Annotated in this window: 21 protein-coding genes and 1 pseudogene; 10 read left to right on the top strand and 12 right to left on the bottom strand. The window is 45.5% G+C overall.

Translation table 11 applies throughout. The annotated features are described in order from the left end of the window. Positions 1 to 82: 82 nt before the first annotated feature. Positions 83 to 3,127 (bottom strand): efflux RND transporter permease subunit, encoded by a 3,045-nt coding sequence (locus tag L1D55_RS08890; protein WP_239917191.1) that lies wholly within the window; start codon positions 3,125 to 3,127, stop codon positions 83 to 85. Positions 3,128 to 3,129: 2 nt separating this feature from the next. Beyond that, positions 3,130 to 3,963, bottom strand: a complete 834-nt coding sequence (locus tag L1D55_RS08885) for an efflux RND transporter periplasmic adaptor subunit (RefSeq protein WP_239917190.1) — start codon at positions 3,961 to 3,963, stop codon at positions 3,130 to 3,132. Between the two features lie 197 nt (positions 3,964 to 4,160). On the opposite strand from L1D55_RS08885, the gene L1D55_RS08880 reads away from it, so the two are divergent. Both L1D55_RS08880 and L1D55_RS08875 read left to right on the top strand, forming a co-directional pair. After that, positions 4,161 to 4,865 (top strand): response regulator transcription factor, encoded by a 705-nt coding sequence (locus L1D55_RS08880; protein WP_239917189.1) that lies wholly within the window; start codon positions 4,161 to 4,163, stop codon positions 4,863 to 4,865. A gap of 50 nt (positions 4,866 to 4,915) precedes the next feature. Next, entirely contained in the window at positions 4,916 to 6,166 is a 1,251-nt protein-coding gene (locus L1D55_RS08875) for a HAMP domain-containing sensor histidine kinase (protein ID WP_239917201.1), read from the top strand. A gap of 64 nt (positions 6,167 to 6,230) precedes the next feature. On the opposite strand, the gene L1D55_RS08870 is transcribed toward L1D55_RS08875, so the two are convergent. From L1D55_RS08870 to gcl, 5 genes are all read right to left on the bottom strand, one after another. Next, positions 6,231 to 6,845: a TetR/AcrR family transcriptional regulator gene (locus tag L1D55_RS08870; protein WP_239917188.1), complete on the bottom strand. Its 615-nt coding sequence runs from the start codon at positions 6,843 to 6,845 to the stop codon at positions 6,231 to 6,233. Positions 6,846 to 6,992: 147 nt separating this feature from the next. Further along, positions 6,993 to 8,303, bottom strand: a complete 1,311-nt coding sequence (locus L1D55_RS08865) for a glycerate kinase (RefSeq protein ID WP_239917187.1) — start codon at positions 8,301 to 8,303, stop codon at positions 6,993 to 6,995. 258 nt (positions 8,304 to 8,561) lie between these two features. Then, on the bottom strand, positions 8,562 to 9,458 hold the full coding sequence (locus L1D55_RS08860; RefSeq protein ID WP_239917186.1) for a 2-hydroxy-3-oxopropionate reductase: 897 nt from the start codon (positions 9,456 to 9,458) through the stop codon (positions 8,562 to 8,564). 37 nt (positions 9,459 to 9,495) lie between these two features. Further along, positions 9,496 to 10,272: a hydroxypyruvate isomerase gene (hyi, locus tag L1D55_RS08855; protein WP_239917185.1), complete on the bottom strand. Its 777-nt coding sequence runs from the start codon at positions 10,270 to 10,272 to the stop codon at positions 9,496 to 9,498. Positions 10,273 to 10,388: 116 nt separating this feature from the next. Beyond that, complete coding sequence (gene gcl, locus L1D55_RS08850; protein ID WP_239917184.1) at positions 10,389 to 12,161, bottom strand: glyoxylate carboligase; 1,773 nt, start codon at positions 12,159 to 12,161, stop codon at positions 10,389 to 10,391. Positions 12,162 to 12,464: 303 nt separating this feature from the next. On the opposite strand from gcl, the gene aceB reads away from it, so the two are divergent. Next, entirely contained in the window at positions 12,465 to 14,090 is a 1,626-nt protein-coding gene (aceB, locus tag L1D55_RS08845) for a malate synthase A (protein ID WP_239917183.1), read from the top strand. A gap of 85 nt (positions 14,091 to 14,175) precedes the next feature. After that, on the top strand, positions 14,176 to 14,616 hold the full coding sequence (locus L1D55_RS08840) for a heme-binding protein (RefSeq protein ID WP_017631066.1): 441 nt from the start codon (positions 14,176 to 14,178) through the stop codon (positions 14,614 to 14,616). Positions 14,617 to 14,794: 178 nt separating this feature from the next. On the opposite strand, the gene L1D55_RS08835 is transcribed toward L1D55_RS08840, so the two are convergent. Beyond that, positions 14,795 to 14,938 (bottom strand): DoxX family protein, encoded by a 144-nt coding sequence (locus tag L1D55_RS08835; protein ID WP_239917182.1) that lies wholly within the window; start codon positions 14,936 to 14,938, stop codon positions 14,795 to 14,797. A gap of 411 nt (positions 14,939 to 15,349) precedes the next feature. Here L1D55_RS08835 and L1D55_RS08830 point away from each other — a divergent pair, with 411 nt between their 5' ends. Next, entirely contained in the window at positions 15,350 to 15,964 is a 615-nt protein-coding gene (locus tag L1D55_RS08830; RefSeq protein ID WP_239917181.1) for a LysR substrate-binding domain-containing protein, read from the top strand. A 153-nt stretch (positions 15,965 to 16,117) separates the two neighbouring features. Here the strand turns inward: L1D55_RS08830 and L1D55_RS08825 are convergent, their stop codons facing one another. Both L1D55_RS08825 and L1D55_RS08820 read right to left on the bottom strand, forming a co-directional pair. Further along, the gene (locus L1D55_RS08825) at positions 16,118 to 16,420 is read right to left on the bottom strand and encodes a hypothetical protein (protein ID WP_239917180.1); all 303 of its coding nucleotides are present in this window, start codon (positions 16,418 to 16,420) and stop codon (positions 16,118 to 16,120) included. A 230-nt stretch (positions 16,421 to 16,650) separates the two neighbouring features. Next, on the bottom strand, positions 16,651 to 17,133 hold the full coding sequence (locus L1D55_RS08820; RefSeq protein WP_239917179.1) for a MarR family transcriptional regulator: 483 nt from the start codon (positions 17,131 to 17,133) through the stop codon (positions 16,651 to 16,653). A 123-nt stretch (positions 17,134 to 17,256) separates the two neighbouring features. On the opposite strand from L1D55_RS08820, the gene L1D55_RS08815 reads away from it, so the two are divergent. Both L1D55_RS08815 and L1D55_RS08810 read left to right on the top strand, forming a co-directional pair. Next, positions 17,257 to 18,150, top strand: coding sequence for a DMT family transporter (locus L1D55_RS08815; protein WP_239917178.1), 894 nt, complete (start codon positions 17,257 to 17,259; stop codon positions 18,148 to 18,150). Between the two features lie 216 nt (positions 18,151 to 18,366). Continuing rightward, complete coding sequence (locus tag L1D55_RS08810; protein WP_239917177.1) at positions 18,367 to 19,887, top strand: DUF1254 domain-containing protein; 1,521 nt, start codon at positions 18,367 to 18,369, stop codon at positions 19,885 to 19,887. Between the two features lie 77 nt (positions 19,888 to 19,964). On the opposite strand, the pseudogene L1D55_RS08805 reads toward L1D55_RS08810, so the two are convergent. Then, positions 19,965 to 20,874: pseudogene (locus L1D55_RS08805) on the bottom strand (LysR family transcriptional regulator). Positions 20,875 to 21,343: 469 nt separating this feature from the next. Here L1D55_RS08805 and L1D55_RS08800 point away from each other — a divergent pair. The 3 genes from L1D55_RS08800 (at position 21,344) to L1D55_RS08790 (ending at position 24,798) form a co-directional block, all read left to right on the top strand. Continuing rightward, positions 21,344 to 22,261, top strand: coding sequence for a DMT family transporter (locus L1D55_RS08800; protein WP_239917176.1), 918 nt, complete (start codon positions 21,344 to 21,346; stop codon positions 22,259 to 22,261). Positions 22,262 to 22,508: 247 nt separating this feature from the next. Further along, the gene (locus L1D55_RS08795) at positions 22,509 to 23,351 is read left to right on the top strand and encodes a helix-turn-helix domain-containing protein (protein WP_239917175.1); all 843 of its coding nucleotides are present in this window, start codon (positions 22,509 to 22,511) and stop codon (positions 23,349 to 23,351) included. A gap of 100 nt (positions 23,352 to 23,451) precedes the next feature. Then, complete coding sequence (locus L1D55_RS08790; RefSeq protein WP_239917174.1) at positions 23,452 to 24,798, top strand: MATE family efflux transporter; 1,347 nt, start codon at positions 23,452 to 23,454, stop codon at positions 24,796 to 24,798. Positions 24,799 to 24,879: 81 nt separating this feature from the next. Here L1D55_RS08790 and L1D55_RS08785 read toward each other — a convergent pair whose 3' ends face one another. Then, positions 24,880 to 26,061, bottom strand: a complete 1,182-nt coding sequence (locus tag L1D55_RS08785; protein ID WP_239917173.1) for an MFS transporter — start codon at positions 26,059 to 26,061, stop codon at positions 24,880 to 24,882. Positions 26,062 to 26,224 lie beyond the last annotated feature (163 nt).

Genomic DNA, 26,224 nt, shown 5'->3' with positions numbered 1-26,224 from the left:
AAATCTAGCCAAATTCGAGATAAATAAGTAATTGCACAACAGGTCACAAAACCAAGCTTCAAGACGCATTGATGTTGGCGTACTACGTGGTTTCTGCGTGCACATTCTCCTTAACCGGCGAAGGTATTCCTTTTGCAAAGAATAGCGCATACATCGCAGGAATCACTATGAGTACGACAGGCAACGAGAACAACAAACCATAGCCTAATGTGAGCGACATTGGCCCCATAAACACATCCGTTCCACCTAGCCCATAGGCGAGCGGTAGCAAACCAGCAACTGTAGTTAGAGAAGTCATCACAATCGGACGTAAACGGCTGACTGCAGCTTGCGTCACGGCATCTATCGCGTTCAATCCTTCGACTCTTAGCTCGTTGATCCGGTTAATCAGAACCAAAGAGTTATTGACCACAACTCCAGTCATTCCAAGTACGCCAATCAGTCCAAACAGAGACATCGGCTGCATGTGTACCACTAACGCCATCAGTGAAGCCATGATCGCAAACGGGATAACCGCCATAATAAGCAGTGGTTGCAGTAGTGAGTTGAACATCACCGCTAATACGAAGTAGATCGCCACCATCGCTGCAGGGAACACCACCATAAAACCGCTCATGGTTTCATTAGTGCTTTCCGCTTCGCCACCGACATCAATAGTCACGCTTGTCGGGTATTGGCCTACCAACTCAGCGACTAACTCATCGGCTAACGCGACAGAGCTAATACTCTCGTCAGACAACCCTGCAGAAACTGTCACCTCGCGCTCACCATTGTAGTGTTTGATAAGACGCGGTATTTCTATCTGCTCAACCGTAGCTAAGCGGCTCAGTGGCACTTGTTGTCCGTCTGCCGTGTAAATTTTGGTGGTTTTCAGTTTCTCTATATCGCGGAACTGCTCGTCCAATACCACTCGAATATCGACTTCTTGGTCGCCAAGCCACGTGGATGTCACGCTGTTACCATCAAACCCGACACGCAGCGCATTCGATAGATCAGTCACCGTTAGGTTATATTTCGCCAACCAGTGATACTGAGGAACAATATTAAGCTGGGGATCTTTCAGCGCTTCACTGTGGTTAATGCTGGTTACCCCTTGGTAGTCTTCTAACCAAGCCATCACCAGATCAACCGTTTGGTTACGCTCGCTCTCCGTTCCGCCAAGCACGCGGACTTCAACCGGGTCACCCGGAGGAGGACCACCAGCATCAATTGAGAACTTAATAAACATCTCATCAGACAACGACGCCAACTCTTCATTCAGTGCAGTAATGATCTGCTCAGCAGAACGGCTACGCTGATCAAAGTTCGTTAGGTTGATGATACCTTGTGACACTGGCGACGAGTAAATCAGTTCATAGCTGACTAGCTCGGTTTCAGGCAGAGATTCAATCGCTTGTTCCATAGCTTGATGAGCCTCTCGCACTTGGGATAATGGAGTTCCAGCCTTTACCTCGGTATACACATCAATGTATTTACCCGCTTCAGTCGGGAAGATATCCACTTTCAACGAAGACACTAAATAACCTGAAGCGACAAAACCAACAATGGCCAATGCGATAACCGATTTTTTGTAGTTGAGTGCCACGTTCAGCAATAAACGATATTGGTTAGAAATCCATTCAAAACGGTCTTTTTCTTCGACTTTTTTGCTGTTCTCTTTCGCAGAAGATAAGTGAGCGGGTAGTGTTAACGTACACTCGATAAAAGAGAACACTAATGCTGCAATGACCGTAATTGGAATCACTGCGACGGCTTTACCCATGGTGCCCGGAATGAACATCATTGGAATAAACACCAATGCAGTCGTCACTAAGCTCGCCATCAATGGCTTAATCACTTTTAAAGTCCCCGACACCGCAGCATCGACGCCTGTTTTACCCGCTTCTTTCTCTTGGAAAATACTCTCAGCAATGATCACTGAGTCGTCGACGATAATACCGATCACCAATAACAACGCAGCCAATGTAATGCTGTCTAAATTCAGCCCCATGATTGGCAGAACCATCATCACGCCAAATACACAAAATGGAATAGAGACCGATACCCAGAAAGCCACGCGACGCTGTAAGATCATGCTCAAGATCAGTAGAACTAACACTAACCCTATTGCACCGTTGGTTGCCACGATAGAGAACTTCTCGCCCATGTCTTTACCAAGATCTAAGCTTGTCTGGAAAATGAATTGGTCGCCAATGCGTTCGCTCTCTTTGTCCAACAATGCCTTGATGCTATCGATGGTGGCGATCACATCGGCACTGCCGCTATTGGTGATTGAGAAGATAACTGCAGGCTTACCGCTCATGACTGGAGCTTGCGTAGCTCGAGCAAAAGTATCGATGACTGTCGCCACATCAGAAACTCGCACAACTTGACCTGAATCCAACGCCTTAATCACGATGTTAGACACATCATCCGTCGACTCTACTCTGGTCATGGTGACGATCTTCTGTTCTCGACTCCACGACTCAACAAAGCCGCCTGATTGAGACAAATTGTGCTGCTCTATCGCGGTGCTGATATCGTTAAAAGCCACTTGGTAGCGACGCGCTTTTTCAGGATCAACCTCAACCCAGAACTCTCGCTCATTAAAGCCAGACATATTGATAGAACCAACACCGCCAAGGTTGTTGATTTTCTTTTCTAACTGATAGGCGTAGTGCTGCAAAGACGCCGAATCTGTATTATTACCCGCTAAGCTGACGCCAAAATGGTTCACATCCAACGAAGAGGTTTTTGGCTGAGTAACTACCGGTGGCGAATCAATATCTTTCGGCAGATTACCGACTCGATCGACGGCTTGTTGGATGTCTCGCAAGATCACGGCGGCATCTTCACCGGGTAGGTACTCAACCTCGATGAAAGAACGTCCCTCCGAAGATTCAGACGAAAAGTACGCAATACCATCCACTGAACGAAGCTCTTTCTCGATTGGATTAGTAATGTTCAACTCAATGTCTTGAGCCGTTGCACCGGGATAGATGGTTTCGATTTCCGCGGTGTCCATCGCAACATCTGGGTACTCTTGAAAATTGAGCTGCATTAACGACATAGCACCGGTTAGCAGCACCATTACCGTGATAATACGAGCCAAGAACTGACGGTTGGCGAAGTATGCTAGAAAGTTCATTGTTACAGCCCTTTACCTTCATTTGATGCAGTTTGATTCGATTGTATTTGAGCAGTTGTCATGCTTTGCAGAGAAAGATCCGTCGAGGCATAAACCGACATCCCCGGCTTAAACTGATGACCTTGGTTGGTAATTTCGACGAGCACTGGATAAGTTGAGTTTTGCATCTCGACACCAATACGCTGCACCTTGGCTTCCATCTTGAATTCTGGATTAGTCTCAGACCACACCACCACTTCCTGACCAACGGTGAAATGTTTTAAGTCATATTCACTTGCCATAAACGACAGCGTCACCTTGTCGATATTAACCACTTCATAAAGCAAATCTCCCTCGCTCACCCAAGCGCCTGATTGCGTCGGTTTATTGGAGATGTAACCCGAGATTAAGGATTCAATCTGAGTGTTTTCGAGATCCACTTGCGATTGTTGATATTCAATTTTCGCTACGGAAACGGCTGCTTTGGCGCTAAGAAATTCTGCACGCGCGGTATCTAACTCTCCTAATGAAAGGCTGTTCTTTTTGATGAGCGCTTGATAGCGGTTGTAGGTTGCTTTACGCAATGCAAGGTCCGCCTCTGCCAAAGCAAGATTCGCTTTCGCCTTGTTCACGCTAAACTTAAAATCATCGGCTTTTATCTGAGCCAGTATCTGCTGCTGGTTTACCGCATCACCCACCTCAAGATTATTCATCTCGACCACGCCAGGCACCTCGGCCACAACACTGTGTTTATTTAAACCCTGAACATGACCAATTAACTCCGTCGCTTGAGTTATTGATATTTGATTTATGGAGACTCCCAGAAGAGCTGCAAGCGCGATAATTTTAGTGTTCATAATTCAACCCTCACCTATTGATGCGGACCATTGTTGAATTCGCTTTGTCGAATTAAAGTCGAAGTCGGTTCGACAATGATAAATAATCTGATGGCGTTGTATTTTTGTGCGCAGCAGTATCAATTAGACATAAATTCGACATAATTTTGGATAGGCTACAATTTTACTGGCCGTATATTTTGGGTGGGAGCAGAGCGATGCTTGAACGCAGTCGTATTTTGGTTGTTGAAGACAATATCGAACTACAAGGCATTATTGCCGACTTCTTAGAAGTAAAAGAGGCCGTTGCAGACTTCGCTTCTGATGGTGAGCAAGGCTTCAAACTTGCGATGGAAAACGACTTTGACGCTATCGTTCTCGATGTCATGCTGCCCAAACTTGACGGAATGCAAGTGGCGTCTAAGTTACGTCAAAATGGCGTAACTACTCCAATATTGATGCTAACAGCATTGAATGGCCAAGAAGACCTACTAAGTAGCTTTGATTCAGGTGCCGATGACTTTGTCACCAAACCTTTTCAGTTTCCTGAATTAGAAGCTCGCCTTTGTGCACTAATCAAACGCAATAAAGGCTTAGTCGCCAAAAAGTCGTTGAGTTTTGGTGAAGTGATCATCGATCAAAAAACACATACCGCCTCAAGAAGCGGTCAATCACTTAACCTAACCCCAATCATGTTTCAGATTCTGAGGGAACTAGTCAAAGCTCAAGGTGGGGTCGTCACTCGCGATTGTTTAATCTACATGCTGTGGGGAGATGATATTCCAGACAAAGACGTACTCCGCAGTCATATCTACCTACTACGAAATGTGCTCGATAAACCCTTCGATTTTCCGATGCTCAAGACCATTCCTAAACACGGTTTTCAATTACTCGCATCTAACAATGAGCCTAAATCCTCATGAAAATTCGCACAAAGTTAGGCAACTCAATTGAAGATGTCCGAATTCGCACTATGCGAACCTTTTCGGTCATCGCACTGGTCTCTTCATGTATTGTCTTTTTCGTTTTCTCGCTACGCTTGGTGTGGCAAGAAGAGGCGCAAATCGAGAATCACTTAAAATCATATAAAGGGGTGGCACAGCAGTTTTACCATCTCCTTTCTCCCGAAGGCACCCTCAAGCTCTCGGAAAACGTGACCGCCTACTATGGTGAAACCGACTTTACCGATCAATTAAAAAGGCTTCCACCAATGGCATTGGAAACCGTAGACAGGCTTCGCTTTGAAATCAGACTTTCAGAAGACAACATCGTGATACCGGGTGTAATCGTCTACCACTTTGCTTTTGAAGACCAGGGAAAAACCATTCCTACTTATATCGCTATCAGCTCATTTGACATGGACCTGTGGGACGACAGTTGGGGCGTGTTGATGGCAACCTCTACGCTACTAATGCTCGGACTGATCATTGTTTTACGCTTTACGTTAAAGCGAGTATTTGACCAACTGATGGCCCCCATTTCAGACCTCAGTTCTCAACTCACTAAACATGAATCTGACAACTTCAAAGTACCTGACCACACGGTTGATGAGCTACAAATGCTCACCTCGCACCTCAACAGTTACTCAACAATGAAAGACAGACTTGCCAAACAAGAGATGATGTTTGCGAAATACGCTAGCCACGAATTGAAAACACCGATCTCAATCGTGATTGGCGCAGCAGAATTACAAGCTATGAAGCCCGATGACCCTGTATTTCAAGCTAAACAACGAGAACGTATTCTTGGAGCCGCCAACGGCATGAGTTCTACGGTTGAAGTACTGCTGAACATCGTAAAACAAGAGAACTCTTCAACAGATAAGACTCTTACAGCGATTAACCAAGAATCTATCGATATATCGAAATACCTCGGCATGCTAGCTACTGACGTGGAGTTAGTTCTGAATGTTGAGCCAAATACCACGCTCAACATGCCGCTCGCTTTGGTGAACATGGTATTAAAGAACTACATCGAAAATGCGATTCGATTTACCACGCACGGTAAGATTGTCGTGACCATCAACTCCAACACGATTTCAGTTTCAGATACAGGCTCAGGGCTGAATGACAATACTAAAACGGAACACGGCCTAGGCCTCATCATCGTAAAACGCATCGGAGACAGCTACGGTTGGACATCCACATTGGTAGATAACGCCCATTCAGACTCAACCCTAGCTACCACTGGCTGTACTGCAATCTTTGCAAAGAAAGCGCATTAATCGCCACTAAATACAAAAAAGGACATCAAATGATGTCCTTTTCCAATAAGTTAGGAGCACAGTACTAAGACTTTCCTTTCACACCGCAACCTTTAATCACTAACTGGGTGATAAACTCAGCGGCTTCTTCGTAGTCTTTATCATCGAGCTTATCTTTCTGCATAACACTGCAAATCTGCCAGCCAAAATCGGCATAGGTTTGGGTTGCCGCCCAAATGGTAAACATCAGGTGATGCGCAGGTACGTCGTCCATCAGCCCTTTTGCCGACCAAGTCGAGAACTTATCAAGGATCATCTGTGACTGCTTATACAGCTCATCACCGATCTCTTTCGGAAGCACTTTAGCGCCTGACATCACTTCATTAGCAAACACTTTAGAAGCGTGTGGGTGGTCGCGTGAGATGATTAACTTAGTTTGAATGTATTGAGATAGGGCTTCTACGGGATCGCTCAGCTCTTCAATAGGACGAGAGGCTTCAAGTAATGGCTGCGTGACGGTTTCTAGAACGGCATTGTAGAGCTTGTCTTTCGAGCTGAAGTAATAAAATACGTTGGGTTTGGGGATGTCGGCCGCCTTCGCGATGTCCGCCATTTTGGTTGCGGCATAACCATGAGTAGCGAATTGTTCACACGCCACTTCGATGATTAAATCTTGATTCTTTTGTCTGATCCTAGACATATGACTTCCTTTACAGCTCATTACTTAAACCATAGTAATCAACGTGCTTCATTAGTCCAGAAGATAATTCAAGAACTCAAGGTCACCGCATTGATAACAGAAAATGGCCGCCCACATGCACAGTGGAGCGACCCTTTTATCCGGTCGCTAAAGAATCAATATTGCACGGAAGTCATTGACGTTAGTCAGAGTAGGCCCTGTCGTCAGCAGAACGCCTGTTTGCTTGAAAAAGTCATAACTATTATTTGCCTCTAGATAATCATCGGCTTTGAGTGATAAGCGAGTACCTTCTTGCCAAGTCTGTGGTGTTATCCATGCTCCGGCATTGTCTTCCACGCCGTCAATACCATCCGTATCAGCGGCCAGCGCGAATATGTTGTCCTGCCCTTTCAGTTCGTTGTACAAGCTTAAAAGGAACTCACAATTGCGCCCACCACGACCATTTCCTTTAACCGTTACTGTTGTTTCACCGCCTGAAAGCAATACACAAGGAGTCTCGAATGGATGCTTATTATTAGCGACTTGCTTCGCTAATGCTGCGTGCACCTTAGCCACTTCTCTCGCCTCCCCCTCGATACAATCACTCAACACATACGCAGGAATACCCAAACCTTCAGCCTCTGCCGCCGCTGATTCAAGAGCAGACATTGGAGTCGCGATAATATGGTGCTCAGCGTTCTTCCAACAAATGTCATCTGGCTTTACGGTTTCAGATTCTGGGTTATTCAGCCATTCAAATGCCGAGCCTGGTATTTCTATTTGGTAGCGTTCCAATATCGCGAGTGCATCAAAACGCGTGGTGGTGTCCGCTACGGTTGGTCCAGAGGCAATCACACTGATGTCATCACCCGGTACATCTGAAATCGCCAATGACACCACTCTTGCTGGATACGCTGCTTTGGCAAGTCGGCCGCCCTTTATCGAAGATAGATGCTTACGAACACAGTTCATCTCATCAATGGCTGCACCAGATTTAAGCAGCGCTTTGTTGATTTGTTGCTTCTCTGCCAAGCTAATATCGCCACCAGGCAGACTCAGTAATGCGGAGCCACCTCCTGACAAAAGACATATCACGGTGTCGTCTTCGCTGAGGTTGCTCACCAACTCCAACATCCGGTGACTAACTTCGAGACCCATCGCATCCGGAACTGGGTGCGCTGCTTCGATCACCTCGATGTACTCACAAGGCGCGAGGTGTTCATAACGAGTCACAACCAAGCCTTCTAAATCACGTAGCGCAAGGTCTTGTTGTTTCTTGGCTTGCCATACGGCTTCCAATTCAGCGGCCATCGATGCTGCCGCTTTCCCTGCCCCGATAACGACAGTTCGCCCAGCTTGATTTGCCGAGCGATAAAATATGTCTTGAGGAAGAAAAGGTTCGATGTGATTTTTGGGTAGTGCCTGATTTACAGCACTTGAGAAAAGGGTTTGCAGAAACTGCTTAGCATCAATGTCCATCAGCCACTCCTTAGTTGACGGAGGAAAAAAGAACCCCAATACAAGGCGAAAGGGTGCCTGCTAAGATTAAGTTGGAAAGGAACAACTTCAACCTTTGCCTCGTATCGGGAACGCGTATAAAAGGAGACGAAACTACGCGATTTATAAACAAACTGTTTGAAACTGAGGGCTAACTTATCGAAGCTAGCCCGGATTCATTGGTTTTAGTTTCAGCAGAAACGACCAAACCAATTATTGAGACGGATTACTCGTTAACGATTAGCGAATTGAGTGATCAGAACGTTTCTCTATCGCTTGAATCAGCGCAGAGTGGTCCCAACCTTCACCGCCCATTTCAGCACATTCGCCAAATAGCTCTTGTGCGATAGCTGTGTTTGGCAGCGCAACACCTAGTTCTTGTGCGCCCGTTAGCGCAAGGTTTAGATCTTTCTGGTGAAGCGAGATTCTAAAGCCAGGGTCAAATGTGCCTTCCACCATGCGCTCACCGTGCACCTCAAGGATCTTAGAGTTAGCGAAGCCACCCAGTAACGCCTGGCGAACTCGCGCTGGATCAGCACCGGCTTTTGATGCAAATACAAGTGCTTCAGAGACCGCTTCAATGTTCAGTGCAACGATGATCTGGTTGGCAACCTTACAAGTTTGGCCAGCACCGTTATCACCCACCAGCGTGATATTTTTGCCCATCACTTCAAATAGAGGTCGAGCTTTATCAAAAGCGTCTTGCTCACCACCCACCATAATAGTCAGTGCGGCATTGATCGCGCCTACTTCGCCACCTGAAACCGGAGCATCAAGATATGATGCACCACCTTCGTTGATGCGTGCTGCAATGGCTTTCGTCGCGATAGGAGAGATAGAACTCATATCGATGACTAGCTTGCCCGTCGCCCCACCAGCACTAAGACCTTGCTCGACACCGTTATCACCAAACAGCACCTCTTCTACTTGAGGGGTGTTCGGCACCATAAGAATAATGACATCCGCCTGTTCCGCAGCTTCGGCTGGGGAATGACACACCGTTGCGCCTGCTGCAACCAGCTCGGCAGGAGCTGCGTTGAAATGATCCGACAGAATCAAGTCGTGACCCGCTTTTTGAAGGTTACTCGCCATAGGTTTACCCATGATGCCAGTTCCGATAAATGCAATTTTAGACATGTTGTTCTCCTTAACGTTTGAGGGTTACCAGGCGCAATTAACGGTACTGGTTCAGCCAACCAAGGCCTTCTGTCGTTGTCGTTTTAGGTTTGTATTCGCAGCCAACCCAGCCTTGATAGCCAAGCTCATCAAGGTAGTTAAGTACGAATGGATAATTGATTTCTCCGGTACCCGGCTCGTGTCGACCAGGGTTATCGGCCAGCTGCACATGAGCGATTTGACCGATGTTCTGCTGCATGGTCGGTGTAAGATCGCCTTCCATTATCTGCATGTGATAGATATCGTATTGGATAGAAAGATTATCGCTCGCCACCTCTTTAATGATGGCTTTCGCTTGCTCGGTGGTGTTTAGGAAAAAGCCCGGAATATCGCGCGTGTTAATCGCTTCAATCACTAGGCTAATGCCTTCGGCAGCCAGAGCATTTGCGGCATAGTGAAGGTTAATCACAAAGGTTGCCTGAGCGTCTTGCGGAGTCACTCCCTGTGGGACAATACCCGCCAAACAGTTCACCTGTTTACAGTCCAGCTTCTTGGCATAAGCGATCGCTTTAGGAACGCCCGCTTGAAACTCTTCGACGCGTGCGGGGTCAACTGCAATACCACGATCGCCTGCATCCCAATCCCCAGCAGGCAAGTTAAATAGCACTTGCTCTAGATTATTAGTATCAAGCTTTTGTTTAATCTCATCCGCATCAAAGGCATACGGGAAAAGGTATTCCACGCCTTGAAAACCTGCCTCTGCGGCGGCTTCAAAGCGAGCCATAAAATCAACTTCCGTGAATAACATTGACAAGTTTGCTGCAAATTTTGCCATGACTCTGTCCTTATTCTTTCTTTTTGAAAATCTGGTTATTTGTAGTAAAGCCTCGCGCTATTGGAGACTTTCTGTAGAGCCCAATCTCGGCTCTACAGATACACATTATTTTTTGATTATTTGTACGCTAGCGCGGTTGGCGCATCGCCTCGGCTCTCGGCAAGTGGTTCAAATTCGTTGATGGCGTTGATCTCTACGCCCATCGCAATGTTAGTCACTCGCTCCAGAATCAGCTCAACCACCACAGGCACCTTGTGCTTGTTCATTAGCTCTTTGGCTTGTTCAAACGCTGCTGCAATTTGGTCTGGCTCGCGAACTCGAATCGCCTTACAACCAAGGCCTTCAACAACCGCCACATGGTCGACACCGTAACCTTCAAGCTCTGGCGCATTTTGGTTATCAAACGCCAGTTGTACACAGTAATCGATATCAAACTGACGCTGTGCTTGGCGAATCAAGCCTAGGTAAGAGTTGTTCACTAGCACATGGATGTATGGCAAGTTGAACTGCGCACCTACCGCCAGCTCTTCAATCATAAATTGGAAGTCGTAGTCACCAGAGATAGCGACTATATCGCGACTTGGATCGGCAGCTCGAACACCCAGTGCAGCTGGTGTTGTCCAACCAAGCGGGCCAGCCTGACCACAGTTGATCCAGTTACGCGGCTTATAAACGTGCAGGAACTGAGCGGCAGCAATTTGCGACAAACCAATCGTGCTCACATAACAAGTGTCACGACCAAAAGCCTTGTTCATCTCTTCATAAACGCGCATCGGTTTCATTGGCGCTTCATCGAAATTAGTTTTGCGTAGCATGGTCGATTTGCGTTCCTGACACTCGCTTGCCCAAGCATTTCGATTTGGTAATTTGCCAGCATCACGCCACTCTTGCGCCACTTCAACCATTAGCTCAAGTGCTGATTTTGCATCTGAAACAATGCCTAAATCAGGGCAGAACACGCGGCCTATTTGTGTCGGTTCTATATCGACATGAACAAACTTACGCCCTTCGGTGTAAACATCGACAGAACCGGTATGACGGTTAGCCCAGCGGTTACCCACACCAAACACGAAATCAGAGTTCAGCATGGTTTCATTACCGTAACGGTGAGAAGTTTGTAGCCCCACCATGCCTGCCATCAGCTCGTGATCATCTGGGATAGACCCCCACCCCATCAAGGTTGGAATCACTGGTACACCTGTGATTTCAGCAAACTGCTGCAACAGCTCAGATGCGCCTGCGTTGATCACACCACCACCGGATACAATCAGAGGTTTTTCCGATTGAGACATCATGGTTAATGCTTTCTCAACCTGAGCGCGGGTTGCTTGTGGCTTGTAAGGCTCTAGCGGTTCATAGGTATCAATATCGAACTCAATTTCAGCCAACTGCACATCTAAAGGCAAGTCGATCAGCACAGGGCCAGGGCGTCCAGAACGCATCAAATGAAAGGCTTTTTGAAATGCGCGCGGCACTTGAGCAGGTTCCAGTACCGTGGTTGCCCACTTAGTGACTGGCTTGGCAATCGATTCGATGTCGACCGCTTGAAAGTCTTCTTTATGAAGGCGAGCACGCGGAGCCTGACCAGTGATACATAGGATAGGGATCGAGTCAGCGGATGCAGAATAAAGACCCGTGATCATGTCCGTTCCTGCCGGGCCAGAAGTACCAATACACACACCAATATTATCCTGATTGGTACGTGTGTAACCTTCAGCCATATGTGAGGCACCCTCTACATGTCGAGCTAAGACGTGGTCGATCCCTCCGAGCTTTTTCATCGCTGCGTACATTGGGTTTATCGCTGCGCCGGGAACACCAAATGCGATGTCTACTCCTTCACGTTTAAGCACTTCTACCGCTGCTTCAATCGCTTTCATAATTGCCATTCGAACCTCCAGTTCAGATTGTATACAATTAAACTAACTTTTGTGTACTATGAATCATCCTCAGTATTTATCAAGTCCAATTTAAAACAATTTTGTTACATCAACCTATCCTATTGAACAGCAATCAAGCCTGAATAGCTTACAATTCATTGCTTTACATAAAATATCTTTACGTAAAAATAAATCACAAAAAGATCAAATGATAAATAGCATTTGCTTGTTTACAATTTATACAATATAAATATCGTTAAAAAGAGCATTTTGTATACAAAATGACATCACATTGTGTAAAGGAGACAGACAATGATGAATGACGTGAAAGAAAGAGAAGAAACGCTGTGTATGCAGGTACTTGGGAATATGGACAACCCCGAGTACAAAGAGATCTTGTCTAAAGATGCATTGAAATTCTTAGAAGCTATCGTTAACAAATTTGGAGATCGCCGTCATGCCCTGCTAAATGATCGCGACATCAAACAAGCGCGATACGATAACGGTGAGCTACCCAACTTTAGAAAGGACACTGTCTCTATTCGTCAGAATAAAGAGTGGAAAGTAGCAACGCCTCCGCCAGAATTGCTGGATCGCCGAGTAGAGATCACCGGACCTATCGAAAGAAAGATGGTGATAAACGCATTAAACTCGGGCGCGAAAGTCTTCATGTGCTGCTTTGAGGATGCGTCTTCTCCGACTTGGGCCAACATGGTCGAAGGGCAGATCAACCTAAGAGATGCCAACTTGGGCACCATCAGCTATTTCGATGAGAAGAAACAAAAGAACTATCAGCTAAATAGCGATCCTGCTCTATTGATTGCTCGTCCTCGTGGGATTCATCTCCCTGAACAATCCATTCAATTCAACAATCAACCTATCGCCGGTTGTTTGATGGACTTTGCGTTGTACTTTTTCCACAACTATCAATCACGTGCACAGCAAGGCTTGGGCGTTTACTACTACATTCCAAAGCTTGAGAGCATGGAAGAAGCACAATGGTGGGACGACATTTTCAGTTTCACCGAGAGCTATTTTAATGTCGCAAAAGGCACCATCCGTGCGACCGTATTGATTGAAACTCTACCTGCCGTCTTCCAAATGGAAGAGATCTTGTACGCCATGCGTGATCATATCGTTGCGATGAACTGTGGCCGTTGGGATTACATCTTCAGCTACATCAAAACGCTGAAAAATCATAAAGATCGTATCCTGCCAGACCGTCACGGGATCGGCATGGATCAAGAATTCCTTAATGCTTACAGCCAACTACTGGTTCGTACTTGTCACGCTCGTGGGGCACTGGCGATGGGAGGCATGTCAGCCTTCATTCCAGCAAAAGATCCACAAGAGATGGAGCGTGTTACCGCCAAGGTTATTGAAGACAAACAGAGAGAATCGCAAAACGGACACGATGGCACATGGGTCGCGCACCCTGCCCTAGTCGATTTAGCGATGTCGATCTTCGACAAGCATCTTGATGGCAAAGTCAATCAAATGGATTTCCAAAGTCCTGAACACACCATCAATGCCGACACCTTACTTAAACCATGTGAAGGCAGCCGCGACGAAGCCGGCGTGCGCAAGAATATCCGTATTGCGCTGTATTACATTGAGGCTTGGATCCAAGGCTACGGCTGTGTACCTATCTACGGACTAATGGAAGATGCCGCCACCGCGGAGATCTCAAGAGCCAACATTTGGCAATGGATCCACCATGGCGTCACGCTCGATGACGGCCAAACCTTTACCAAACAACTGTTCCACTCTTGGCTTTACCAAGAGTTAGACACAATAAAACACGAAGTCGGTGACTCGCGCTACGCAGCAGGTCGATTTGAAGAGACAGCCGATCTTTTCTATCAACTTTCTACAGCCGAAGAGTTCGCTGCCTTCCTAACTTTACCCAGCTATGGGCTTTTGCAAGAATCCAGCTAGGCGTCTTGCGGCGATTCAAACAGATCAATAAATACTGATTTTGGTCTGTTTGAATTAGCCAAGCCCCTGAAAATTAGGAGATAACATGGGAAGTTTGACTCTACAACAAGCGTTAACCATCATAGATGGCACCTTTAAAGCAGGCAAAAAGATTCATACCGAGCCACTCACTGTTGCTGTGTTAGACAGCGGTGGCAAACTGATTTCTCTGCAACGTCAAGATGGCTCCAGCATGATGCGACCAGACATCGCCATTGCTAAAGCCTGGGGAGCACTCGCACTAGGGTGTTCCTCAAGAAAACTCGCCCAAGATGCTGACAACAGGCCAGCATTTATCTCCGCTGTGAACGTACTCGCACACGGAAACATGGTGCCAGTACCAGGGGGCTTACTGATTCGAGACAAGGATAAAACGGTACTCGGTGCTATTGGTGTCAGTGGCGACATATCAGACATCGATGAAAGCTGCGCCATCAACGGAATTGGCTGCGCAGAACTGTTTAGCGACGAGATGCTGCAAGCTTAATTCAGCAATAGCGACAACTTAAAAAAAGAAAACTGAAGCCTTATGCTTCGGTTTTCTTCTTCATTAAACAGCGGCAACAGCACTAACGAACAAAAGCAGCTAAACGTGTGTATCTAGCATCTTGCTTGAACTTGTTTGTCAGCCCACCACCGAGTTCCAGCAAGATAACCAAAGGTAACTATTGAGCACTGACTCCCTGAGACGTCATGTACTGCGCGGTTCCTTCATAGCTAAATAGCTTTCCCCACCCCGCTTGAATAAACAAGTAAGCCAATAAGATTCGGGCGAAAAAAGTCAGTGTGTCATTCCATTTGATGTTCATAATACCAAGCCTTGATAAGTTTCATTGCCGGTAGACTATTCGACTTAGCATCCAGATGATAACGAGAAAAATAGAACGACTTGTTTGAAATTTTAGTAGACATACTCGTATACAAATTACTGACGAAATACGAATATTCATCGGCACCAATACTGTTACCATTGCCTCAAATTCTTGAGAAACCAGCCTGACAAATACTGATTTATGAAGACCCTGAAGAAAACACTGCCACTCGATACGTTACAAATTTTAGATGTTTTACAGCGAGAAGGGACTTTTTCCTCAGCCTCTGCACACCTTAACCGTTCTGTCTCCGCCCTAAGTTATCAGGTTCAAAAATTAGAAGAGGAACTCGGTATTCTGATCTTAGATCGCTCAGGGCATAGAGCTGTGTTTACTCAAGCAGGGCAAATGTTAGTAGACAATGGCCGTCAATTACTCGAAGGATCCGATGAACTCATAAACCAAATACAGCGTTTTTCTAGTGGCTGGGAAAGTGAACTGCTTGTGTCTTATGATGGCATCATCGGGCAAGATGTGGTGCTTTCGCTAGTCAGTGAAATGGAATCCGAATGCAGCACACAGCTCTATGTCCAAGAAGATATTTTATCGGGAGGATGGGAAGCATTAATCTCTGGGAAAGCCGATATTCTCATCTCTTCAAGACCAAGTATCCAACTGCCGAACACCATCAACCTGAAGGCCATCAGCAATATTGAGATGATCTGGGTCGCTGCAAAACAATCATCTATTTTGGCCGAACAAGACCCACTAAGTGAGTCGACACGACGTGACTACACCATCATCGCAGTGGCAGATACTGCCAAGTCAGCCCCAAAGACCACAAAAAATATCTTATCGAATCAGAAAACCATTACGGTCAGTTCAATGAACAGCAAGTTAGCAGCTATCCAACGTAATTTAGGGATAGGAACCCTCCCGAGGCATCTCATTTCTAAAGAGTTGGAATCGGGAAGCTTGGTGGAAATTGGTCATGCAAGAACGGTGGATGTCGTACTAGCCTAGCAAGTAGGGAATATGGGAAAGGCCAAAACACTGGCTTTAAAAAAGCTCGAAAAATGTTGGAAAGAGTCAGCGCTAGAGCGCTAAAGAATCAATACAGTTAGCCCAAATATCGCGTAACTCCCCTTAGGAACTCGCATATTTGGGCTCATCAATTTACTTGTCTCGTCCAATGAATCGGCTTTGTTGCACACTCTCACCTTGAGGTGTGGTTACCTTAAATTTATACACCCTTGGGAATTCTCCCTTATAGAAAAATGCTTGCCCTTTGTCTGAGGTTTCCTTCACTTGTTGACCATGAATATTGGTGGTCACTGTAGCGTTAGAAAGACGCTCACCGTCTTGGTAAACCGTAACCAACACCCCATTCGTTTGTTCGTTAATCGACATTTTCAGTTCTGCGTGTGAGGCAAAAGAAGTCGTTAGCAATATCGCACTAAGGGTTAATTTAAATTTCATTTCAGTAATCTCTGTATTATGGGAATACGAGAAATATACGGGAGGGCACTCTCTATTGATAACGGGAACTCTTAAAAGGGATGTCCAAAAAATTTGAATGACATTAGTAAAATATTTTCATTGTCTACGCTTTTGCGTTTGCCCACTTGATAGGCTTGATATAGCAGGTATAAAAAAACCGAAGCTCATCACTTCGGTTTCAAATCAGAGACTACGTTTCAGCAATCTCACTACTCGTAAGCGCTCAGCCAAGTTTTTAAAAGTTGGTTAGTGTTTTTCTTCTGGCTAGCCGATAAAGACTTAACCAGCTTTTTCTGCATTTCAACGTGCTCAGTCATCATCTCATCAATCAGAACTAAACCATCTTTGGTCAATTTAACGCTGACACTGCGTCGGTCTTCTTTACTGTGCTCGCGGCTTATTAACCCTTTGCCTTCCAGTTTATCAAGACGATTAGTCATCGCACCTGATGTCAGCATCATTGACCCAATAAGCTCAGAGGGCGTTAGTCGGTATGGCTTGCCAGAACGTCGCAAGGTCGCCAATACATCAAACTCGCCCAATTTCATGTCGTATTTTTTATGAAGGTCGGCAACTTGCGTCTCCATATACTTGGCAATACGCATAATCCGGCCCATCATTGCCATAGGCTCAGTTTCTAATTCGGGCTTTTCCTTTGCCCATTGCTCTACAACGCGGTCGATAGCATCCATTTGCAATCTAGCTCCGTTATTAGTCTGATTACTTTAAACTAGTTTAACATAAAGATACTTTACAACCACTAGTTCTCAGTATACAGTTCACACAATAGTTATCTTAACATAAAGATATTTTAGATGAACATATTATTAGCAATGATTCCCGCATTCTTCTGGGGAACAACTTATGCAGTGACGCAATTTACGCTACAGGAGTGGCCACCACTATTACTAGGTGCTTTGCGTGCATTACCTGCTGGTTTGTTATTGCTAGCGGTAAAACCGACACTGCCGAAAAAAGGCGAGTGGCAAATCATTTTCACTTTAGGTCTGATCAACATCGCGACCTTCTTTGGTTTGATCTTCGTGATGGCACTGACGCTGCCTTCCGCGATTTCGGGCGTGGGTATGATCTCTGTGCCTGTGTTCGCAATGATCTTCCATTGGGTAGTGAAAAAGCAGCACCCACATTTGATTCAAGCCTTATCAGGTATTGGATTGGTCACCTTGGCGTGGATTCTATTCAACCCAAGCCAAATCGCATTGAACCCTATCGGTTTAGGTGCCATGTTTGCCGCGATCATGTGTATCGTTATCGGCAGCAGCATTACCAAATCACTGGGTAATCGTATGCACTGGTGGAAGGTACTGACATGGCAGCTGATTCTGGGCGGTGCAATCTTGTCTGTCGCGTCTGGCGTTCATGCCTTCATCGACCCGCAGCCTTATGTGAATGCGGTGACTCATTTCGATACTCGTAACGCAATGGGCTTGGTTTGGGTAATTGGGCTAAACACAGCGCTGGGTTACGGCATGTATGTATGGCTGCTACAACGTATGACTGTGGTTGATTTTACCTTTGGTGGTATCGCCAACCCAGTAGCGGGCATCGTGACAGGTATGGTTTTGATGGGCGAATCCTTCACTGCGGTACAATACTCACTCATGACAGGCATGATCATCATGTCACTGCTACCACAACTGATTCTTGCAATCCGACAGTCCAAGACAGTCAAACCCGTTACGCAGTAAAGATCAAAATTACGACTCACAAGCCCGCCAAGTGCGGGCTTTGTTTTGTCTATAGAACTGTTTATTGCAGCGTATCCACACCGTTCTGCGAGCGTCTTCTAACCCTTGCACATTACTCCTCACTTTGAAGCTCATTTTTGAGCCTATCGCGTATCAGATATGTTTTGTCGACTCGCTTAAAGTAAGTGCATCGAAACGAAACTGAAAGGTGACATCATGATTAAGTCGAAGCTAAAAGCACTTGTGTTGGCGAGCAGTCTCTTTATCTCACATCAAGTACTGGCGACGGAAAACTACAATACCGATATCCCGCCGAGCATTATGACGGCAGATACAGTACAAACCAGCATTGGTGAGCTGAACTTTAAAGATGGTGCGCCAACGGCTGAAACAGCGCAAAAACTATACGACAATTTAGATACACTTCGCTCAACGGAAGTGTTCCTCAATGCAATTCCAATGGCTTCGGTTGAAGCACTGCGCGTTGGTCATGCCGAGATAGGTTCAACATCATCAAACCAAGTGGTGGTATTTGATAACCTGATGGATTCAAACCCACTATTTCTAACCGGTAACACCGACACGGTTTACGCTTCTGTTTTCCTAGACTTGGAGAAAGATGGCCCAACCGTCATTGAAGTACCTGAGGGTATGGGGCCAACTACGGTGAACGATGCGTTCTTCCGCTTTGTGACTGACCTAGGCATCGTAGGACCAGATAAAGGCAAAGGCGGTAAATACCTGATTTTACCTCCAGGCTATGAAGGCGAAGTGCCTGAGGGTTACTTTGTTTCACAATCCACCAGTTATACCAACTGGTTTATCGCTCGCGGATTTCTGAAAGATGGTAAAACCGATGCGGCGGTGAAAGCATATAAAGAAAAACTAAAAATCTACCCATTAGCGAAGAAAGATGACCAACCAGAAATGGAGTTCATCTCGGGGAGTGGCAAAGCGTTCAATACCATTCATGCGAACGATGAGCACTTCTATTCAGAAATTAAAACCGTGTTAGACAAAGAGCCGGTGTCATTCATCGCCCCTGAACTGCGTGGACTGATGTCGAGTATTGGTATTCAAAAGAACAAACCTTTTGCACCCGATGAGCGCATGAAGAAACTGATGAAAGACGGCGTCGCGATTGGTAACGCAACGGCAAGATCTTTGTACTTCCAGCCAAGAGACAAGAAGGCTTACATTTATGAAGATCGTTTATGGAAGACTGCATTTATTGGTGACGATTACCAATGGCTTGTTGACCAAGGTGAAGGCGGACGCAACCTAGATGCTCGTTCTTACTTCTTCTATGTTGCTACGGTGAATACCCCAGCTATGTCGCTCAAGCTGATAGAAAAAGGCTCTAAATATGCATTACTTGATCAAGCGAAAGACGGTGAATATTTTGATGGCGGTAAGCACTATAAATTGAATATCCCTGCGAATGTTCCTGCTAAGAACTTCTGGTCGATTGTAGCTTACGACACACAAACGCGTTCAGAGCTACAAACCAGTCAGCCGCTGCCAAGCAAGAATAACCAGCGTGATGATTTTATTGAAAATGAAGATGGCTCGGTTGATTTGTACTTTGGTCCAACAGCACCTGAAGGCAAAGAAGCGAACTGGATTGAGACGGTACCAGGAAAAGGTTGGTTCACGATTCTAAGACTCTACGGTCCTCAAGAAGCTTGGTATGACCAAACATGGAAGCCAAGTGACATTGAAGAAGTTAAGCTGTAACACTCAGTAGTCTTCAATTAGACAGTAACTAAAACGCGCCGGCATCGGCGCGTTTTTTGTTGTTGTCAGCTATATAATCAATAGCTTTCTAAGCTCTCACTTAAGATCTGTTCAATACGCTTCACTATAGGGTGCTGATAACAAGCACGGTGATACTGAATACCTACATCAAAAGTCACCGCTTCTCCATTGAATAAAACAGGTCGTTTGCTCAGCCCACTTGGGGTTGAAGCCAAATTCATATCAAAGCCAACGTAGACATACTGGCTGACTTGAACACATTCCAATGCGGAGGATACCGATGCAACAGTCAGCTTTTGTTGCAATACCAAGCCTGTGCGTTTTTTTTAGGCGTTCGTAATAGGAGTTAGCATCCAATGATCCCATCGAAACGCGCACCGTATCAAATCTCTCTAGTTGGTTAAGGTCAATGGCTTCGTTTTTCGCTAAAGGGTGGGTATCCGCTACATAAGCAAACAATTCCAACGAACCCACTTTGCGCTCAACAATGCGGTCATTGAGTTCATTCGGGTAGCCCGACACACCAATCGCTAAGGTCCCTGCTTTAGGGAATTCAACGCCATCTAAAGACCAGTCCATCATCGATATCTTGGGCTTAGATTCCTCATTAGTAAGCCCCTGCAACAGAGGAACCGTAAACAGTGTGCTCAGTGGGTTGGCGGCGTGAAAAACATATTCGATGTTCGAATCGTTACCGATAAACGACTGCGATAGTTGCTGCGCTTGCTCTAGCTTTTCCAACGGTTCTTTTACCACTAGCATCAATTGCGTGGTGAACAAAGTCGGCGTATAAACACCTTTGGTCGCAATGAATAACTCATTGGCAAATAAATCTCGACAATCGGAAAGATGACGATTAAACGTTGCGCGGCTGATATCCAGAATATGGCACACCTTCGCCTGAGATTGTTGCTCATAAAGCAGGTCCAAAAATCGATACAGATTTAAGTCGATTGTGTTTTTCAAATGCCCTACCTCATTTCCATACTATGTCGTCTTTATTCAGTATGAACGTGAACCAAATAAACTTTAAACACTTAATACGATAACTTTGCGACTAATAACGATTTTATCTAAAAGAGGGCATTCGGGAACAGAGCAAATAAACGTACTCGTCAGCCCTACTTGACCGAAAGTGAGGATCCCGTGAGCAGTTGCAAACGGCTGGGTTGATTTCAGCCAAATCACCCTTCTTCACTTAATTGGTCAATTCTTAAACTAAGATTAAACATTACAAAGAATAATGACTTTATAAAAATATCAATTAGTGAAAATATTTACTTTTAAATAGTTATATTGGAGATTTAATTTCTACATTTCATTCCAATTAGAGACAAAAAGACAAACTTTTTCTCCGACGACCTCCTTATACTGTGCCACGTCATTAAGGCGCTACAAGCCTATGATTTAAAATAATTATTAATGAGCAGTCACCATGAATTCGAAGTCGCTAACTATCTTGCTTTTTGTCTCTGTTTGCTTAATTTGGGGAACCACTTGGTTCGCTATGGAAGTGGCATTGCATTCTATCCCACCAATTTTTGCTACTGGACTGCGCTTTTTACTTGCAGCCCCTCTGCTTGCAGTATTAGCAAAAGCCTTCAATCAACCTATGCTGTTCCCTGAAGGCAAGCGTCAATGGCTGCTTATTGTGGCACTGATGTATTTTGCGATTCCGTTCACTTTGATGATCTATGGTGAGCAATACATCTCTTCTGCTCTTGCTTCGATCATCTTCGCTAACATGCCTGTTGTTGTGATGCTGATGTCGGGTTTGTTCCTTGGTCTACGCTTAGCGAAGCATCAAATATTCGGCCTAGTTACTGCGGTTATAAGCCTGTGCTTAATTCTTGGTAACGAAATGCAAATGGGCGGTGATGACTACTTTATCGGTACGGTTTGCCTGGGTCTTGCGGTCGCAATTCACGCGGTAATGTACGTGTTAGTTCAAAAACACTGTAAAGGCATCGAGGTACTGACTTACAACGCTGTACCAAGTTTCATTGCTGCGATTTTCTTGTTTGCTGTATCGGCTGTTGGCGAGAACGTGAACGTAGAATCTTTCACTTGGGATTCTATCTCAGCGGTCGTGTATCTAGGTTTTGTAGCGAGTGTCGGCGGTATTGTGGCTTACTTCAAACTAGGTCAGGTTTCGACGCCGTTCCAAGCATCCATTTGTTTCCTTATCTTCCCAGTGGTTGCGCTGCTGATCTCTTGCTACATCAATGGTGAGGTGCTATCAGAACAGTCTCTGCTTATGATGATCCCTCTACTTTGTGGCATCCTGCTAACTAAAGCACCTAAGAGCATCTTCAAGCTGCGTTCAACGCTTAAAACGGCAAGCAGTAGCTAAGTAGCTAAACAACTAAGAACTAAGATAAACCGTATTCAAACTATCCCAGAAGCTCACAATCCGCTTCTGGGGTTTTGTTTAGCTCAAATACTCCCTCACAACCTACTGCCCCTTTACAGCCAGCCCCTTCTCATATCGAATCGCTCACCAAGCGAATGACTTAAACATCGAGATCAACTACATTAGACTCAGCCATTATTGCTAGCTCTGGTTAGTACCTTTAGTTATCTCTCCACAAAGGAATGTCATGAGTACTCCCATCAAACACATGCGTCTTGTCAAAGGTCAACCTTGTCGCGTGACAGAACTGTCTAACAGTGATGATGCGTTCTTAGAGCCGCACAGGCATGAATACTGGGAGTTAGTATGGTGCGTGAATAACCATGGCAGTCAGAGCATTGATTTCGTTGACTACGACAACAAGGTCGGCCGTATTTTCACCATTGCACCGGGCCAAGTACACCGCTCGGAGCTAGTCGGAGAAAATGCTCGTTTACTGGTATTCACCCCTGGTTTTGTTAAAACCAACCATCGCAACACTCAGCTAGTCGACACAGTTTTCGCCATGCACCAAAGCCGCCCTCCCTATTTGGATTGCAGTGAAGAAGGCAACTGCTACCTGCTGCCTATTTTCAACATGCTGAAAGAAGAGTGCGCACGAGAAGAGAGCGACTGGGACATAGTAGAATCACTCATGAATAGCTTTTTGCGTTACATCCTGCGCTTTGCTAGCCAATCCTCATTGAAAGGTGAAGTACGCGATAGTCGAGTGAACAAGGTGGTTGATTTGATTGAGCAGCACTACGCCACCCATAAACATTGTGATTTTTATGCGCAAGCTCTGTCGATAACCAACAAACGCATTAACGAGATCGTCAAAGCTGAAAAAGGTAAAACCGTCACTCAATTGATCCACGATCGGATCATTTTAGAAGCGAATCGCGAGCTGATCTTCTCAACCAAGACCATCAAGACCATCGCTTTTGAACTCGGCTTCGAAGACCCGGCCTATTTCAGCCGTTTTTATCGCGGACAGATGAAAGAGTCACCGGCACAGTTTCGAACCCGATGTGCAGATAGTGCAATATAATACGCAGATAATCCCTTTTTTAGCTGCCACTAAGTTCCGATAATGCTCCCTCTTTATTTCATCCATTTTGGTACATCCAAATTGTTGGGAGCTTGTTCGAATGGCCATCAACCTAAAAACCGATCCAATATCTAAATCCTTTTATCAATACCTTTGGCCTGCGTTAACCGGCATGGTGATCAAATCCCTTTTCATCATGGGAGACGCTTGGTTCGTTGGGCATGGTGTCGGTCCTGATGGCTTGGGCGCTATCGCTCTAACTATCCCTGCTTTCTCAATATTCACTGCAATCGCCATGATGGTTGGTATTGGTGGTGCGGCGCTGATGTCTATTGAAGTGGGCAAAGGCAACGTAACCTCTGGGCAAACTCTGTTTAATCAATCGATGTTGATCACCGCTCTGTTTAGCACAGTAACCGTCAGCGTTGCCTTGTATTGGCTCGATGAGATTATTGCACTGATGGGTGCTTCTGGGTACATGGCAGAGCTCACTCACGACTACCTATCTGTAATGCTGCAGTTCTTCGTGCTCTACTCGTTAGCTTGGGTTATATCGTGCTTTGTGCGTAACGATACCAACCCAAAACTGGCGACTTACGCCATGTCGATTGGTGCAGTGGTCAACCTCGTATTGGATTACTTCTTCGTCCTAAAATGGGGCTGGGGCATGAAAGGGGCCGCCTACGGCACAGCCATAGCGCAGGGTGTCATCGCGTGTATTTTATTGAGTCACTTTGTACGTAAACAAGGCACCTTAACGCTGAGTTTAAAAGGCATTGGTTTTGATAAACTGCCAAGCATCCTTAAGATTGGCACTCCAACTTTCTTCATTGAAGTAACAGCCGCTATGACGATCTTGCTGTTCAACTATGTACTGTTGGATCAGTTTGGTGAGAACCACATTATCGCTTATGGTTTAACAGCCAACATCGGGGTCTTTGCTCTATTTGTGATGGTCGGTATTGCTCAAGCTTGTCAGCCTATCATTAGCTTTAATCATGGTGCGAACCAGCCAAATCGCATCGAAGAAATCTTCCGCTTAGGATTAAAAAGTGCGGTCGGCAGTGGCCTAGTATTTATGGGGATTGTGTATCTGTTCGCCCCTCAAATCGCAGCGCTTTATCTGGGAGCTTCAAGTGATTTGATAGGGTTATCCGCGACCGCACTCACCTTCTTTTTCTTTGGTGTGCCGCTAATGGGAATCAACTTAGTGATTGCTAACCTGTTTCAAGCGACTGCCAAACCTAAACAGGCAACGCTGATATCTCTTGCTCGCGGTTTTGTGTTCGTGGCTTTAGGTATCATCATTCTGCCAAAGCTGTTCCCAGAACAAGGGATTTGGGCAAGTATTCTATTCGCGGAAACTCTAACGGCAATCGCCAGCTTTAGCATGTTACGCAGTTACAAGAAGCGCTTTGCTGACTCCTTAGAGCAACAAATCGTGTAGACGAGCGAACAGCAGAAACTAAAAAAGCTCCAATATCGCTATTGGAGCTTTTTATTTATCTCACGTTAGGTGACCGTGACATTAGCGCCAGCTAAACATTCGCACTTCGTTGCCCTCTTCTGGCTTCTTCGGAATATTCAAAGACAGCGCCAAAGAAACCGCCGCCATTGCTGCACCAATGTAGAACACTGTCGCAGGCGAAGAGAGCCAAATCACACCGAATACAACAGGAATAACGACTGCCGCAATATGGTTGATAGTGAAAGACACACCCGCAGTGGAAGCCATATCAGCCGGATCGGCAATCTTCTGGAAGTATGTTTTAATTGCTAGAGCGAAAGCAAAGAATAGATGATCGATCACGTACAATGCTGCCGCCCATTCCGCACTTTGCACCAAGCCGTAACCGACAAACACGCCAATCAAACCCACGTACTCGAAAATAAGCGCTTTACGCTCACCCACTACACCAATGAACTTGCCGATACGCTTAGCAAACAAGAAGTTAAACAGGTAATTAATTAAGAACAGTAGAGTAACGTCTGCCGCCGAGTAACCGAACTTCTCTACCATCAAGAAGCCTGCGAAAACCGTAAATATCTGTCTTCTAGCACCACTCATGAAGGTCAACGCGTAGTACAGCCAGTAACGCTTTCTCAGCACCAACTTCTTATTTTGTTGGGTCTTCGTTTGAAATTCAGGGAAGCCAAAAGTCATCACGAGTACCAGAACAAAACCTAGCCCTCCAGTAATGCCATATACCCAAACGAAATCGAGCTTTAACTGCTCCAACATCACCCAGATAGAGCCGTAAGTAAGCAGAGATGCTAACGCACCAACCGAGATCATTTTACCTAGCATCTCTGGCGCTTCTTCTTTGCTCAGCCATTGTAGGGACAAAGATTGCTTGAGGGTTTCAAAATAATGAAAGCCCGTCGACATCAAAATGGTGGTAAACAAAAGGCCGGTAAGTGAAGGGAACAAGCCAGTAATCGCAGTACCTACAGTGAGCATTGCCAGCGATACCAACATGAAACGTTGTTCTCGGATGAAAGCCAACACAAACACCACAGTAAAAGCTAAAAAGCCCGGAATTTCACGAACGCTTTGCAGCAAGCCGATATCGGCACCATCAAAGTTAGCTTTCTCTATCACGAAGTTGTTCAACAGAGCCATCCAGCTCGAAAACGCGATAGGTACAACAATCGAAATCAATAATAAAAAGTTTTGCGGCGTTTTCCAGCTCGCCTTCGATGCACTCATAACAACCAAATCCTAAATAGTAATCCAGTATCATACTCCGGTTTTATGTCGAGTAACAAATGATTAACTTTTGTTTTTTATGCTTATAAGGCGAGTAAATATTGGGTGGTAAAAATGATATTCGGGGGGAATTATTTAATAAAGCTTAGAGGCAAAAATGTAA

Source organism: Vibrio sp. Isolate22, assembly GCF_022398115.1.
Taxonomy (GTDB): domain Bacteria; phylum Pseudomonadota; class Gammaproteobacteria; order Enterobacterales; family Vibrionaceae; genus Vibrio.
The sequence above is the reverse complement of the archived record's forward strand: the minus strand, read 5'-3'. Positions and strand labels throughout refer to the sequence as shown.